Raw genomic sequence first — 14,735 nt, 5'->3', positions numbered from 1 at the left:
CCGGAGGTCCGCCACCGTGGCCGCGCCCAACCCGAACACCCCGCCCAACGCCGACGGCACGACGCCTGACTCCGGCACCCCGGCCACGCCCGGCCCCGGCGGCGCCACGCCCAGCGGCCCGGCTACGTCCGACGGCGCCACGCCCGGCCCCGGCGCTTCGGCCACGCCCAGCCCCGGCACCTCGGCCACGCCCAGCCCCGGCGGCGGCACGCCCGATCCCAGCGGCGGCACGCTCACGCGCGGCGGCACGCCCGACACCCCGCCCGCGCCCGACCCCAGCGCCGCGCCCACCCCCGTCGGTGCGACCACCTCACGCCCGCGCACGTTCCTCGCCCGCCTCTCCCTCCCTGAGCGGACGTACATCGCGGACGCGTTGCGCGCGGAGACCGTGGGCGGCGTCCTGCTCCTCCTCGCCGCCATCGCCGCCCTGGTCTGGGCGAACACCCCGATCAGCGGCAGTTACGCGGCCGTACGCGACTTCCACATAGGCCCGGCCGCCCTCGGCCTCGACCTCTCCCTCCAGCACTGGGCGGCCGACGGACTGCTGGCCGTCTTCTTCTTCGTCGCGGGCATCGAGCTCAAGCGCGAGCTGGTCGCCGGCGAGCTGCGCGACCCGAAGGCGGCCGCCCTCCCCGTGATCGCCGCGCTCTGCGGAATGATCGCCCCCGCGCTCGTATACGTCCTGGTCAACGTCACCGGGGGCGGCTCCATGGACGGTTGGGCGGTGCCGACCGCCACCGACATCGCCTTCGCGCTCGCCGTCCTCGCCGTCATCGGCACCTCGCTGCCGTCCGCGCTCCGCGCCTTCCTCCTCACCCTGGCCGTCGTCGACGACCTGTTCGCCATCCTGATCATCGCGATCTTCTTCACCAGCGACCTGAACTTCATGGCGCTCGGCGGCGCCGTCGCCGGCCTCGTCGTCTTCTGGGTGCTGCTGCGCACGGGCGTGCGCGGCTGGTACGTGTACGTGCCGCTGGCCCTGGTCATCTGGGGCCTGATGTACAACAGCGGCGTCCACGCCACCATCGCCGGCGTCGCCATGGGCCTGATGCTGCGCTGCACCCGCCGCGACGGCGAGAAGCACTCCCCGGGTGAGCACATCGAGCACCTGGTGCGGCCCCTGTCGGCCGGGTTCGCCGTGCCGCTGTTCGCGCTGTTCTCGGCGGGCGTCGCCGTCTCCGGCGGCGCGCTGGCCGACGTCTTCACCAAGCCCGAGACCCTCGGTGTGGTGCTGGGCCTGGTGGTCGGCAAGGCCGTCGGCATATTCGGCGGTACGTGGCTGGCGGCCCGCTTCACCAAAGCCGAGCTCAACGAGGACCTCACCTGGTCCGACCTCTTCGCCGTCGCCACACTCGCGGGCATCGGCTTCACCGTCTCGCTGCTCATCGGCGAGCTGGCCTTCGCCGGGGACGCGGCGCTCACCGACGAGGTCAAGGCGGCCGTCCTGATGGGTTCGCTCATCGCCGCCGTACTCGCCGCGATCCTGCTGAAGCTGCGGGTGCGCAGGTACCAGGCGCTGCTCGCGGAGGAGGAGCGCGACGAGGACATGGACGGCATACCGGACGTGTACGAACAGCACGACCCGGCGTACCACCTGCGGATGGCGGAGATCCACGAGAAGAAGGCCGCCGAGCACCGGCGGCTGGCCGAAGCGGCCGAGGCGGCCGAACTGGCGGGGGCATCGCGCACGGACGGCGACCGTCCGGCATGATCTGAGGTCGGACCGTAGGAGAAGAAGAGGGAGCGAGACGATGAGCTACCCCGCCGACAATGGTGGACCCGGTGCCGAGCGCAGTCTCGGCCAGCTGGTCGCCTCGGCGACCGCCGAGATGTCCGCGCTGGTGCACGACGAGATCGCGCTGGCCAAGGCCGAACTGCGACAGGACGTCAAGCGCGGCGTGATGGGCGGTGCGGCCATCAGCGTCGCGGGCGTCTTCGCGCTCTTCTCGCTGCCGGTGCTGAGCTTCGCCGCCGCGTACGGCATCCACAATCTGGGGCTCGGGCTCGCCTGGTCCTTCCTGATCGTCGGCGGCGCGTATCTGCTGCTGGCGGGGCTGCTGGCGGGGCTGGCGGTGTCCAAGTTCAAGAAGGTCAAGCCGCCGGAGCGGTCCATCGCCTCGGCCAAGCAGACGGCCGCCGTGCTGGGCAACGCGAAGCCGCACCCGCGTGAGGCCTCCCTCGCCGGTTCATCCCGTCCGGTTCGTCCCGCCCTTCCGGTCAAGGACGAGGCCGAGGTTGTGGCACGCTCGTCTGCATGACCGTCCCTGAGAGCAGCACCGGCAGCCCCGTACGGATCGATGGTCCCTGGACACATCGCGACGTGGCGGCCAATGGGGCGCGCTTCCATATCGCCGAGATGGGTGACGGCCCGCTGGTGTTGCTGCTGCACGGCTTCCCGCAGTTCTGGTGGACGTGGCGGCACCAGCTGCCGGCGCTCGCTGACGCCGGGTTCCGGGCGGTCGCGATGGACCTTCGGGGCGTGGGCGGCAGCGACCGTACGCCTCGGGGTTACGACCCGGCGAACCTGGCGCTCGACATCACGGGCGTGGTGCGGTCGCTCGGCGAGCCGGACGCGGCGCTCGTCGGGCACGACCTGGGCGGGTACCTGGCGTGGACGGCGGCGGTGATGCGGCCGAAGCTGGTGCGCCGGCTGGCCGTCTCGTCGATGCCGCACCCTCGGCGGTGGCGTTCGGCGATGCTGTCGGACTTCTCGCAGTCGCGCGCCGGTTCGTACGTATGGGGCTTCCAGCGGCCATGGCTGCCCGAGCGTCAGCTCGTCGCGGACGACGCGGCGTTGGTGGGGCGGCTGATCCGCGACTGGTCGGGGCCGGGGCAGCAGCCGGCCGAGGACGCGATCGAGGCCTACCGGCGGGCGATGACGATCCCGTCGACGGCTCACTGCTCGATCGAGCCGTACCGGTGGATGGTGCGGTCGCTGGCCCGCCCGGACGGGATCCAGTTCAACCGCCGCATGAAGCGGCCCGTGCGGGTGCCGACGCTGCACCTGCACGGCTCCCTGGACCCGGCGATGCGGACGCGCAGCGCTGCGGGGTCGGGCGAGTACGTGGAAGCCCCGTACAGGTGGCGGCTGTTCGACGGCCTGGGCCACTTCCCCCATGAGGAGGACCCGGCGGCGTTCTCGACGGAGCTCATCAGCTGGCTCAAGGACCCTGAGCCGGACCGCTGATCCCGGCCGTGGCACCGGGAGCCACGGTTGGCGGCACCGGGAGCCATCGGTCGGGCGGTCGCACGGATGCGCGACGAACAGGTTGTATGACGAACAGCCAATTGCCCGGCGCATAGGCCAATTGGCGGGCCCCGGGGCGGTTACCGACCTTGGGGCCCGGGCAGACGTCGGGGTATGGGCTGGACGCACGACTACGCTGACGCAGCACGGAACCGCCGCTCGGCCTCTGCGCCGATTCCCCCGAGGAGCGGCCCACCGGCCGGCCAAGGGCCGGACCCCCGCCTCGGGATCCCCCGCATCCTCCGCCGCCGGGCCCGCTGGGTATCCGCGCGCCTGCGGCATACACGCGGCTAGGGCCGGCGGGACGCCGGCCAGGCTCATACGGTGACGCGCCGGCCCGGGCTCGTACGGGACCGTGACGGTGACCGTGACGGTGGCGATGACGGTGACGGCGCCGGTCGGAGCACGCGGCCGGTGAGGGCGCCCAGTGTCGGAGCGCGCAGCCGGTCACGGCACGCGCGGCCTGCGGGGCGGCGTAGCGCGTCGGGGCAGCGTAGCCCGCCCAGGCCGCGCAGTCGCGCGCCGGGGCGGCGCAGTCGCCGGAGCCGCGGAGCCGTCCGAGCGCGCGGCGCCGGAGCCGCGGAGCCGTCGGGGCCGCGCGGCTTGTCAGAGCGCGCAGCCCTGGCTGTCGACCTGCTGGTTGACGGTCCGGCCGAGTTCGATGTCCTCGAGGATCTCGTCGACCGTCAGGGCGTAGCCGGTGTTCGGGTCGTCCAGGGACCTCGCGAAGATGACCCCGTACACCCTGCCGTCCGCCGTGAGCAGTGGGCCGCCGGAGTTGCCCTGGCGGACCGTCGCGTACAGCGAGTACACATCGCGGCGGACCTCACCGCGGTGGTAGATGTCGGGGCCGTTGGCGTTGATCCGGCCGCGTACGCGCGCGGAGCGGACGTCGTACGCGCCGTTCTCCGGGAAGCCCGCGACGATCGCGTTGTCACCGCTGCGCGCGTCCGCGTCCGTGAACCGGAGCGGCTTGGCCTTGAGGTCCGGCACGTCCAGTACGGCGATGTCGCGCTGCCAGTCGTACAGGACGACCTTCGCGTCGTACCGCCTGCCCTCGCCGCCTATCTGGACGGTCGGCTCGTCGACCCCGCCGACGACATGGGCGTTGGTCATCACGCGGCGCTCGGCGAAGACGAAGCCGGTGCCTTCGAGGACCTTGCCGCAGCTCGGTGCCGTGCCGACGACCTTGACGATGGAGCTCTTGGCGCGCGCGGCCACGGGGCTGCCCGCGAGCGCCGGGTCCGGGGCGCGGACCTCGGTGATCGGCTCGTTGGCGAAGGGGCTGAAGACCTGCGGGAAGCCGTTCTGCTTGAGGACCGAGGAGAAGTCGGTGAACCAGGTGTCGGCCTGCCCGGGCAGCGCCCGGTCCACGCCGAGCAGCACCTTGGAGCTGCGGACCTCCTTGCCGATGGTCGGCAGGGTGGTCTGGGCCAGGAAGGAACCGAGCAGCCACGCCACGAGCAGCATGGCCACCACGTTGACGAGGGCGCCGCCGGTGGCGTCGAGCGCGCGGGCGGGCGACCAGGTGATGTGGCGGCGCAGCTTGTTGCCGAGGTGGGTGGTGAAGGCCTGGCCCACCGAGGCGCAGACGATCACGATGACGACGGCGACGATCGCGGCGGTCGTCGACACCTTGGCGTCACCCGTCAGCGGCCCCCAGGCGAGCGGGAGCAGGTAGACCGCGACGAGTCCGCCGCCGAGGAAGCCGATCACCGACAGGATGCCGACGACGAATCCTTGGCGGTACCCGACGATCGCGAACCACACGGCGGCGACCAGCAGCAGAATGTCCAGCACGTTCACCGTCATTAGCCTCGCAGATTCGTCTCCGGTCGCCCCAGTCGCCCCGTACGGCCGCGTTACGGCCGCGGGGCACAGCGTCAGCCTGTCATGAGCGCCAGTCGAGCGGGACCTGCTTCTCCCGGTCCCAGGGTCGCTCCCAGCCGGCGAAGTGGAGGATCCGGTCGATCACACCGGCCGTGAACCCCCAGACCAGGGCCGATTCGACCAGAAATGCCGGGCCGCGGTGGCCACTGGGGTGGACGGTCGTCGCGCGGTTGGCCGGATCCGTGAGATCCGCCACGGGCACGGTGAAGACACGGGCCGTCTCGGCCGGATCGACGGCGTGGAAGGGGCTCGGGGAGCGCCACCACCCGAGGACGGGGGTCACGACGAAGCCGCTGACGGGGATGTAGAGCCGGGGCAGTACGCCGAAGACCTGTACGCCGGTGGGGTCGAGGCCCGTCTCCTCCTCGGCCTCGCGCAGCGCGGCGTGCAACAGGCCGTCGGCCTCCGGGTCGCCGTCCTCGGGGTCGAGGGCGCCGCCGGGGAAGGACAGCTGCCCGGCGTGCGAGCGGAGACTGCCGGCACGCTCCATGAGCAGCAGCTCGGGGCCGTGGTCGCCCTCCCCGAAGAGGACGAGCACGGCGGACTGGCGGCCGCCGTGCTCGGGCGGCAGGAAGCGGCTGAGCTGCTCGGGCGCGATCTCGCGCGATACGCGGGCGACCGGCTCGAGCCAGTCGGGCAGCCCGTCGTCGCTGACGGCCACCGGTACGCGGTGGTTCGCGGGCGGCTCCGGCTGCCCGGTCCGCCTCCGCGCACCGGCCGGAACGGCTCCCCCGGGAGCCCCGCTCCCGGCCCCCACCGGCCCCGGCCCGGGCGCGGGGCTGTCCGGCGCGCCCGCGCCCGGGACGCCGCCGCCCGAGACGGTTCCGGTCGGCCGGGCACGCCGTGTGGAGAACCCCGCCGACATCGAAGACCCAACCGCCGAGGACCCCGATCCTGAACCGGTTCCGGTTCCGGTTCCGGCTCCGGCTCCGGAAGCTGCCGGAGCGGATGAACCGGCCGCCAGGGGCCCCGGCGCGGCAGCGGCCGCAGGGCGGACGCCCGGGGCTGGAGCGGCCGAGGAGTGGGCACCCTGCGCGGGAGCAGCCGACGGACGGGCGCCCTGCGCAGGACCAACCGACGGACGGGCGCCCTGCGCGGGACCAACCGACGGACGGGCGCCCTGCGCCGGAGTGGGCGGGGCGGGAGTGGGCGGGGGGCTGCCGGGTGCGCGGGCGGCGGCGCCGCGTGGGGCGGAGCGCTCGATGCCCGGCGCCGGGCGCGCGGCGGCGGGCCGGCCCGTCCGGTCGGCCCCGCGGTTGTGCGTGTCTTCTTCAGCGCGCGTCATAGGCACCCCCGGCTTCACAACGCGTTCCAGCCACTGGTTCGTTCCGTCACTCGTCACCGGCGCCCAGGGGCGGCGCCGGGCGGCCCGGGTAGTCCGGAGGCGGGGCCAGGCGCTGGCCCGGGTAGCCGCCCATCTCGTACTTGAGGAGCTTCTTCGCCTTGTCCGGGTCCGTCTCGCCCTCCCCGTACGCCGGGCACAGCGGCGCGACCGGGCAGGCGCCGCAGGCCGGCTTGCGGGAGTGGCAGATGCGCCGGCCGTGGAACACCACCCGGTGGGAGAGCATCGTCCACTCCGACTTGGGGAAGATCGCGCAGATCTCCGCCTCGACCTTCTCCGGGTCCTCCTGCTCGGTCCACTTCCACCGCCGGACCAGCCGGCCGAAGTGCGTGTCCACGGTGATGCCCGGTACGCCGAAGGGGGTCGTCACATTAGCACCATGGTTGCCGGTACCCGCCCGGCACTCGTCACAGGCGCACGCGTTGCCGGTCACGACGAACGATGTCTTACGCCCCACACCAGGGAGTTTCACCAGGTCAGCGGTCGTCTTCGGCACCATGCCGCCGTAGTCAGCCACGATGGCAGCGGCTAGGCCGGTGATGCTCCGGGTCTTGGCTCGGAAGAACCCCGTGGGACGAATCAGCGCCTCTACGTCAGCCGGTTCCGCCCCTGCAAGATCAGCCGGGCGGGGGTACTTCGCGAATAGCCCGGGGGTCACCTGGTTCACGCGTAGGTCTGTGGTCTGAGCGCTGAGCACCGTTGCGACCAACAGTTGCCATGCGTTCTCGTAATCAAGTTCGCAGTGCGCATACGGGTAGGTCTCGGCAAGTGCACGGTTGATCTTTCGTGCCCGCCGGACAAGCGCTATCCGGGTCTCTTCCGCCATAGGGGCCAGCGTACGGGCACAGGAAGCCCCGTCCATGCGCTACGGGGGATCAACGCACGGACGGGACAGAGCCGACACGCTGAGGCTTGATTCGCCGTCTCTCAGCGCGCCGGGGTCTTATTCCGGGGGTCGTTCGGGTGGCCGTAAATCATGTGCGTGTGCATGGCGAGAACCACAGGGCGCGCGCCGGACGGGTCGCCTGACTCGATCACGTCCCCAACCCAGTTGCGGAGCATCCGGCACACGGGGCATGTCTCAGGGTCCACCAGGCCGGGACGCGGGACGCGAAGGCTAAGCATCCGTGCCCCCTTCGCTGTGCTTCGTGCAGGCGGGCAACTGGCATGGGGGAGCACAGCCGGGCGGGAAGTAGACCACTCCGGAAGCCACGTCCAATGCTCCGCCGTGATCTGTCCACCAGCCGTCAGGGGAAGCCGCGTACGGCCCTGTGGGGTCATCTATGAGGCTGACTAGCTCCGGGTCCGGTAAGGCGCTCAGGCGGGCGCTGACGCGCTTCACGGGGGCTGTCATGCCACCTTCGCCCCTTCGTCCTTCCAGACCTTGACGCGCGACAGCTTCGGTTCCTTGTGGGGGTGGTTGTTGATCTCAATCAACACGTCCCGGTCACCATTCGCGACCCACTCAGCGGCCAGCGCTGCGCAGACATCGCAACCCGGGGCGGGAGTCGCTCGGATCTCCGGGTACCGGCCCGAGACGATCTCACCAGTTAGCGCGTCGCTGTTCGCCGTGGTCTGACTCGCCATGGTCGCTGTCCCCTCACGTGGTCCGAATGACAACCACGCTAGGAACAGCGGCACCCCAACTCACAGCCGATTGCACGAGATTGCACGCCAATCACCCCAGCGAGGCGACAGCTGACCGGATCAGGGCATGGGCCTTCGCGCCGTACACAGCAACGTCAGCCAGCGCGGCGAACGTGTCGGCGTAGGTGGCCACCTCTCGCGGCTGAGTGATCGTCAGGTATCCGGAGACCAACTCAACATTCACCTGTGCCGTGTCGAATATCCAGAACCCCTCAACCGGCATTCGAGCCCGGCCAATCTTCGTACGGACCACACCCAAGCTGACGTTGGGCAGCGCAGAGACCGTGAGCAAATGCTCAAGTTGCTCAATCTGAGTGTCTGGCTCACCGAGTGCGTTTCTAAGAACTGACTCCTCTATCAGGAACGCGAACCGGCGTTGCCCCTCAAAGAGCACGCGCTGACGTTCCATGCGCGCGGCCACAGCATCGGCCACGTCATCAACTTCAACCCGGCGACGCTGCACGGCACGCAATACGTCTTCGGTATAGCCGTAAGTCTGAATCAATCCTGGGACAAGCCCCGGCGAATAGCAGCGGAACCAGCGCGTTCGCTCATACAGCGGCAAACGGGCTTCCTGCGCCTGCCTGAGCCCCGCACGCTCCATACGTCGCCATTCCACCCACATGCCTTCTACGGCGCGCAGAGAGGCAATCAGGTCCTCTGTCTGGTCTTCTGCGCCACATGCGCGACACCATGCGCGGATGTCCTCAGCGGAAGGTGACGTTTTCGCGGATGAGATCCGAGAGACCTTGGCAGGGTGCCACCCGCACGCCTCAGCGAGTCGCTTACCGTCCAACCCGGCGTCCTTGCAGATCTCCCGAAGACGATCGGCAAGGACTTTCCGGGCGGCTTGAACGCTTGATGATCCTGATGCGGGCATGACGCTGGACCGGTCAGACCGGCTTGTACTCCTCATGAGTCGTGGCCCGTTCCCAGACCGTTTCGAATGCTGTACTCACCAGCGCCACGACAGCCGGTTCGGTGCACCACTCGCGGTCAACCACCTCCCCGATTCCAGAGAAGTAGGTGAACAGCACTGAGGAGTTGTCGAACATCCAAAGGTCTGTCCCGGGTAGGGGAATATCGGCTGCCTTGCGCCGGGGCAGCCAGCGGACCAGTTCACCCGCTGCGATGTTCGGAAACGTCACGTCGTACTCGTACTTGATGTAGTCAGTCACAGGCTCCGAGACGATCCGAGCACGGCGCATTACGACTCCGCGCGCTGTTACCTCAGTGACCACATCGAGAAACGGACGCCACCACGTGGACCGGTCAGCGGCAGGGTCAAGGCGTTTTCCGTTCTGCCACGCGATGAACTCAGGGTCGTTCGGCTGGTATGCGTCGCGCATTTCCAAGTGAATGGCTGAGTGACGCGCCTTTGTCAGACCCTCAAGTACGGGGTTCGTCATCGTCGCTACTCGCTGTCGGGACGGGGGATGTACCGAAGCATGACCTTCGGAAGCCTGATGATCGTCTCGTGATCCGGCACGTCTGTGGAGTGGCCCGGAATCGAGCCGATCTCTTGGCACGCCTTCACCTCCTCCTCAGTGGCCTTGTACGACTGGATCAACAGGTCTCCCGTCTCTTCGTCCAGCCAGATGGTTGGGGAGTCCGTGTCAGGCGTGTTCGGGATGATCCCCAGGAACCGTAGCGGCATGTCATGTCCCTCCGTCGATGCGATTGCGCCCGATTGCACGACCATCACCCGCCCGACGGATCACGTCAAGAGGGCATGTATGCAGGACACTTGACCACGAACGGACGCGCACCAGCTAACCTGACGGACCGTCAGAAATGCGAGAAGCCCCGTACCGGCCACCAGGAAGGCAGCGGGCACGGGGCCAAGTAGAGACCTATCTTCTTGCGAGGTTGAAACATGAGCGTTTCCGAGAAGACCCGGAAGATTCTGTGGGTTCAGGCTGGTGGGCTGTGCGCCATCTGCAAAGCACAGGTGATCACACCTGGGACGGCATCTGATGACCCTTCTGTATTTGGCGAGGAAGCGCACATCGTCGCACGCTCAGAGGGCGGCCCCCGGGCAGGAGGAATCGCGGAGGAACTGATTAACCACCATTCGAATCTGATTCTCTTGTGCAGCAAGGATCATAAGCGGGTGGATGATCAGCCGAACCACTTCACCGTAGAGCGGCTTCGGCTGATCAAAACGGAGCATGAGGCGTGGGTGCGTTCCAGGGTGGAAGCCGAGGAAACCCGTATGAGGCTGGTGCCTGATCCGTTGTTCCCTCAGCCCAAGGTGTTGCAGCTAATAACGCGGGGAAACCCGCTCTGGAACATGGTTAAGGAAAGCGTCACGTTTGAGTACGCCCTGCCGGATCATCTGAATGATGACGACGAAGATTTGATCATCGAATTCATGGATTTGTTGCGTGATTACCTCGACATATCCGGGGAACTTGTAAGCGTCCGAGAGAATCGGGATGCAGAGAAGACTCTTCAGCAGTACATCAGCCGTCTAGCTGAGCGCGAATTCCTGGTAGGTGCCTTTGTCCGCCACATGCTTTTGACGGGTGGGAGCGCTGAGGGTCCAACTCCCTGGCCCATGCTCCGCGTTGAAGTGCAGCCCGCAACATTGGCGGAGGTTACAGACGAAAATGGCACTCCGTATCCCCGGCAGGCAGCGACCTAAGTGAAGGGTTCGACCCGCGCAAACGCTCTGAGTTGCGGCGCTAGCTTTTTCCCTCCCTGCCGCGCTTCTGTCAGGCCCGGAGGGGGTCACCCCCCCAGGGGGCAGGCTCAGCCCGGACGTCAGAACGGCGGAACGTCGTCAGCCCAGCGCCGGTATTCACGCTCTGCCGCTTCCTGCTGTGATCGCTGTTCGGCGTAGAAGCCGCCTGGTTCACGCTTAGGCCGTTCCTTGGCATCACACGGCTTGCACAGTGGCCGAAGGTGCCTAAAGGCATCAGGGTTCGGATCACCCTTGGCCACAAGGACAGTGCGACTCACAGGGAAATGGTCGGCAACGGTTGCTTGCCTACCGCACAGCGCACACCACGGATTGCGGTAGATGAACTGAGGTTGCACTACTCGATTCCAGCGAGACCCATAACTAGAACCACCACGGTTCTCACGCTGACTCGCTCGCTGTTTCGTGTGCTCCTCGCACGTGCTGTCTCTGCCGCGTACCAACTCAGGGCAACCGGGCTGAGCACAGGGACGGGGTGGCCTACTCGGCATGGGGGACCACCTACGGATTTCCGGAGGTGGGGGTGTCGGTAATGGCGCTGAATAGCTCCACATCGCTGAGCCCATGGATTGCCGCCACGGCGTCTATCTCCTGCTGTACGTCGTCCAGTGGGTCTAGCTCATCTTCGGAAGCACACAGCATGTTCCGAATGGCTTGCACTAGGTGCGCTGCCTTCTCCGGATCAGGTCTGCCGTCAGCGAGCATGGCGCGCAATTCGTCGGCATAGGTGAGCGCATATCTCAGCGATTGGGTCAGCGACTCAGCGTGTGAGGGTGCGCATTCATCAGCGAGCACGGGCGTACTCCTTCACGCCAGCACACACGCCAGCGAAGAGGTGGTCAGGGAAAAGGGCAGGTCAGGAAACGTGGGGGTTTTCGCCGGCTCGGGGTGCCTGGTTGCAGTCGGGACCAGTGCGAGCGGGCAGCAAAAGGGCCGTGCCGCTGGTGGGTGGATTCCAGCAACACGGCCCCTGGTGTGCTCAGTCTTTGCGCTTCCATGCCCGGTAGCAAGCCAGGCACATTGACTTTCGGTAGCCCGCTGAATCAGGCCGGGAAACGCCCCGGGCAACGAGTTGAGCGCGGGTCAGCGGATAGAAACAGTTCACGTCCGCTGCCACGCCTAGCCCGTCTTCCGTGCACAGTTCACAGAACGGGCTATCAGCCATAGTGGCCAGCCCACAACTGCCGCAGCACGTCTAGCGGAATGGTCGGAGGCATCAGCGGCTTGCCGTCAGCACCGTAATGCGTGAGGTCAACCCACGTGTTGCGCATTCGGACGTTGCCCCGCGTTACCGGCGCTGCACCAGGCTGAGGAAAGACCACGTCCGCCGGACTGTGTGTGTCAGCGAAGCACGGGGCTCCGTTCCCGTCCCGGGGCCAAACCAGGTAAGCGGGCTGGCCGTTGAAGTCCGGCCCCGGGTCGAGTAGGTCAAAGGCCACGGCTAGGCCACCTCATACGCTGCCAGCGCCTCAGCGGCAAGCGACTCGGCACGGCTACCGAGAACCAGGGGCATAGCGTCTTCGTGCCAGCGCCGTAGCTCTTCCTGGGGGTCAACCCAGCGGATGTCTTCAATGGGTAGCTCATGCGCGCTGATCTCAAGGAGTGCAGCGCAGTGCTGAGCATGGGCACGAAGTGCCGAAATAGCCTGACGCCGGGCAAGGTACTCCGCAACCAGCGCCGGGAGAGTGCCAGTCTTGAAAGCCTCCGCCTTCTCCTCAACGGTGGGGTACTTGCCCCGCAACTTCTCCTCAAGCGCACGCCGGTTCTCAAGGAACTGAGCGGCTAGCTCACGCTCCTTCTGTGCACGCTCAGCGTCCCTCTCCGCCTGCCGTGCATCCTCTACGGCCTCAGCCTCAGCCAACTTCGCGGCAGCCGCCTCATGGGCCTTGCGCGCCTTCTCAACGGCGTTGTCAGTCATGTGTGTTGTCCCTCCGGAAATCAGTTGGCGTCTAGCTGAGTGGCAGCCTTGCGAGCGTTGACCGCGTAGCCCATGGCCATTCGCTGACTGGGGCTAATGGCAACACCCTGAGCCTCAGCGGTCCGCAGATGTGCAGCCACGGCATCCGCCTCTTCGCTGGCTCCCGCCGCAATCGATTCGACGTGCTGACGGTTGCGCTCCGGGCTTCCCTTGTCCGTCGAAGTCGTGTCGGTGGTGCCCATGTACCAAGGGGTTTCGTGCATCAGTCTTTTCCTCTTTCTCGTTTTTTTACCACTTCCGAAATTTCGGAGGTGGCTAGGTGCGGTAGTAGACCCGGCCGTGAAGCGCCGGATTCTTGGGGCGTAGCCCTACGTAGCGCTTGCCGTATCGCCGGTCAGTGCGCTTATAGCCTGTGGCGCGTAGCAGACGGTCAAAGGTGCCCATCGGAATGAAGCTGGGGCCGCTGACTTCCTTACACGCATCGAAAAGGAGCTGCGTGCTTGAGTCAGCATTCGGGCACTCTTCGAGAGCTTCACCGACAATGCGCGCGAACTTGTCGACGTACGCCCGGTCAGCCTCAGTCAGATTCGACATGCTCACCACCGATAGCAAGGATGCGGAGCACGGCAAGGGCGGCGAAAAGCTCAGTCCGTGCGCGCTCATCCTTCGGCACGATTGCGTGTTCTTCGAGAATGTCTACGGCCTGTGAGGGCCCGAGTGAATCCATTGGAATTACTCCGAATTTCGTTGGGTAAGGGGGTCAGCCGGCTCGGATTTCATGGGATTTCCGAGCACGGCTCAGAGAAAGTGAGGGCAGGGGGCTGCCCCATGTCTATTCCAGCCCCCTGCCCTGGTCTCAGATAACGCCTGCCGCCTGATAGATCAGGGAGACCAGAACGGCAACGCTCAGCGCTTCGGGAAGCCATGCAATGCGAGTCATCAGCGGGCACCTGCACGGGGAGTGTGACGCTCACCGGAAGCCTCAGCGAGAGACGAAGAATCTTCGGGGCTGATGTTGCCAAGTCCCGTTTCCCGCACCCGCCAACTGTGGAACGTCGAAACCCTCACAGCGTCCCTGTGCTCTTCGTCGTAGCGCTGCTGTCCAGCTTCCGTGAGCGCGTCAGCAACAGCGGCAAGTACCGGCTTACCGTGCTGCCGGAATGCGCGGTCATAGGCCCGGTGGTCGCGCTTGCAGAGCGGCATGTAATAGGCCGTGCTCTCAGACCATAGGTAGCCGTCCCGGTAAACCTCAGCCGGGTCCTGGTGGTTGTACGACCACTCAGCGGCGAAGGTCCCACAGAACTGACAGGGCTTGTGGCTGGCTGGTCCCTTGGCCTCAACAACGCGCTTGTGCGCTGCCTTGTATTCGTACTCTGCCGTTGGCATGGCGTAAGTCCTTTGGTGTGGTAGCCCGCGAATCAGCGCGCGGAAACAAAAAAGCCCCCAGACACGGGGAGGGAAAGAAGGGGCTACCACGCGCCTTCGATCTCTCAACCCGTGCCCGGGGGCCGGTCTGATGGCTATGGATACTCCCCCATAGCTGGGGCTGTTCTACGGGCCTGGTGTGGTAGCCGCCCGCGCTGAGGGACTAACTCCCCCTTCACCCTGGTACTAGCGAGTGGAGTGCCTACCGCCGGACGGCTAATAGCCCGCCGACCTGCACAAATGCGGAAATGCTCAAATTTAAATGTGGTGCACGTCACGCAAGAATGGGAAATCAGGCGATTCTAGGTGTGTAGAAATGTAGGTTCGGGGTGGGGTCGCCGTATTGCTTAGGAACTCCTAGAGCTAAATCTGAGAGATATACATTTCTACACTTCTACATTCATGCTGGTCAGGTGGGGTTTTCTGATGGTGCGTCAGAAACGTTTCTACATCGGGACGGTTTTCGCTCCGCTTCCCGCTGCCCCCCTCAAGGCTCTGAGCGGCCCCCTGAGCCCCTGACTGGCTGCCGCCGGTAGCCGGGCAGTCCGAAGCCCTGAAAGCC

General features: G+C 66.8%; 16 protein-coding genes. 5 read left to right on the top strand and 11 right to left on the bottom strand.

Annotated elements, in window-relative coordinates; all coding sequences use genetic code 11:
• The first annotated feature begins 16 nt into the window (after nt 1–16).
• The 4 genes from nhaA to AMK26_RS38040 all read left to right on the top strand — a co-directional run bounded on the left by nhaA (nt 17) and on the right by AMK26_RS38040 (nt 3,541).
• The gene (gene nhaA / locus AMK26_RS24885; protein WP_241838047.1) at nt 17–1,711 is read left to right on the top strand and encodes a Na+/H+ antiporter NhaA; all 1,695 of its coding nucleotides are present in this window, start codon (nt 17–19) and stop codon (nt 1,709–1,711) included.
• A gap of 40 nt (nt 1,712–1,751) precedes the next feature.
• Entirely contained in the window at nt 1,752–2,258 is a 507-nt protein-coding gene (locus AMK26_RS24880) for a phage holin family protein (protein ID WP_073756915.1), read from the top strand.
• Complete coding sequence (locus tag AMK26_RS24875) at nt 2,255–3,187, top strand: alpha/beta fold hydrolase (RefSeq protein WP_073756914.1); 933 nt, start codon at nt 2,255–2,257, stop codon at nt 3,185–3,187. The genes AMK26_RS24880 and AMK26_RS24875 overlap by 4 nt, the downstream gene beginning before the upstream one ends.
• A 174-nt stretch (nt 3,188–3,361) precedes the next feature.
• A complete protein-coding gene (locus tag AMK26_RS38040; protein WP_073756913.1) occupies nt 3,362–3,541 on the top strand; it encodes a hypothetical protein in 180 nt (59 codons plus the stop codon).
• 312 nt (nt 3,542–3,853) lie between these two features.
• On the opposite strand, the gene AMK26_RS24865 is transcribed toward AMK26_RS38040, so the two are convergent.
• From AMK26_RS24865 to AMK26_RS24840, 6 genes are all read right to left on the bottom strand, one after another.
• Nucleotides 3,854–5,053, bottom strand: coding sequence for a MarP family serine protease (locus AMK26_RS24865; protein ID WP_073757111.1), 1,200 nt, complete (start codon nt 5,051–5,053; stop codon nt 3,854–3,856).
• An 85-nt stretch (nt 5,054–5,138) separates the two neighbouring features.
• Entirely contained in the window at nt 5,139–5,798 is a 660-nt protein-coding gene (locus AMK26_RS24860; RefSeq protein ID WP_241838046.1) for an NUDIX hydrolase, read from the bottom strand.
• Between the two features lie 670 nt (nt 5,799–6,468).
• A complete protein-coding gene (locus AMK26_RS24855) occupies nt 6,469–7,341 on the bottom strand; it encodes an endonuclease III domain-containing protein (RefSeq protein ID WP_073756912.1) in 873 nt (290 codons plus the stop codon).
• Between the two features lie 816 nt (nt 7,342–8,157).
• Nucleotides 8,158–9,006: a helix-turn-helix domain-containing protein gene (locus tag AMK26_RS24850; RefSeq protein WP_073756911.1), complete on the bottom strand. Its 849-nt coding sequence runs from the start codon at nt 9,004–9,006 to the stop codon at nt 8,158–8,160.
• Between the two features lie 13 nt (nt 9,007–9,019).
• Nucleotides 9,020–9,535, bottom strand: a complete 516-nt coding sequence (locus AMK26_RS24845) for a DUF6879 family protein (RefSeq protein WP_073756910.1) — start codon at nt 9,533–9,535, stop codon at nt 9,020–9,022.
• A 5-nt stretch (nt 9,536–9,540) separates the two neighbouring features.
• Complete coding sequence (locus AMK26_RS24840; RefSeq protein ID WP_073756909.1) at nt 9,541–9,783, bottom strand: hypothetical protein; 243 nt, start codon at nt 9,781–9,783, stop codon at nt 9,541–9,543.
• 219 nt (nt 9,784–10,002) lie between these two features.
• Here AMK26_RS24840 and AMK26_RS24835 point away from each other — a divergent pair, with 219 nt between their 5' ends.
• Nucleotides 10,003–10,773, top strand: a complete 771-nt coding sequence (locus AMK26_RS24835; protein WP_073756908.1) for an HNH endonuclease — start codon at nt 10,003–10,005, stop codon at nt 10,771–10,773.
• A gap of 558 nt (nt 10,774–11,331) precedes the next feature.
• On the opposite strand, the gene AMK26_RS24825 is transcribed toward AMK26_RS24835, so the two are convergent.
• The 5 genes from AMK26_RS24825 to AMK26_RS36785 form a co-directional block, all read right to left on the bottom strand.
• Nucleotides 11,332–11,625, bottom strand: a complete 294-nt coding sequence (locus AMK26_RS24825) for a hypothetical protein (RefSeq protein WP_073756906.1) — start codon at nt 11,623–11,625, stop codon at nt 11,332–11,334.
• Nucleotides 11,626–12,271: 646 nt separating this feature from the next.
• Nucleotides 12,272–12,748, bottom strand: a complete 477-nt coding sequence (locus AMK26_RS24820) for a hypothetical protein (protein WP_073756905.1) — start codon at nt 12,746–12,748, stop codon at nt 12,272–12,274.
• A gap of 20 nt (nt 12,749–12,768) precedes the next feature.
• Nucleotides 12,769–13,011 (bottom strand): hypothetical protein, encoded by a 243-nt coding sequence (locus tag AMK26_RS24815; protein ID WP_073756904.1) that lies wholly within the window; start codon nt 13,009–13,011, stop codon nt 12,769–12,771.
• Nucleotides 13,012–13,063: 52 nt separating this feature from the next.
• Nucleotides 13,064–13,342: a hypothetical protein gene (locus tag AMK26_RS36790; protein WP_143608623.1), complete on the bottom strand. Its 279-nt coding sequence runs from the start codon at nt 13,340–13,342 to the stop codon at nt 13,064–13,066.
• A gap of 345 nt (nt 13,343–13,687) precedes the next feature.
• A complete protein-coding gene (locus tag AMK26_RS36785) occupies nt 13,688–14,134 on the bottom strand; it encodes a hypothetical protein (protein WP_143608621.1) in 447 nt (148 codons plus the stop codon).
• Nucleotides 14,135–14,735 lie beyond the last annotated feature (601 nt).

The sequence above is a fragment of the Streptomyces sp. CB03234 genome (assembly GCF_001905885.1).
Taxonomy (GTDB): Bacteria; Actinomycetota; Actinomycetes; order Streptomycetales; family Streptomycetaceae; genus Streptomyces.
The sequence above is the reverse complement of the archived record's forward strand: the minus strand, read 5'-3'. Positions and strand labels throughout refer to the sequence as shown.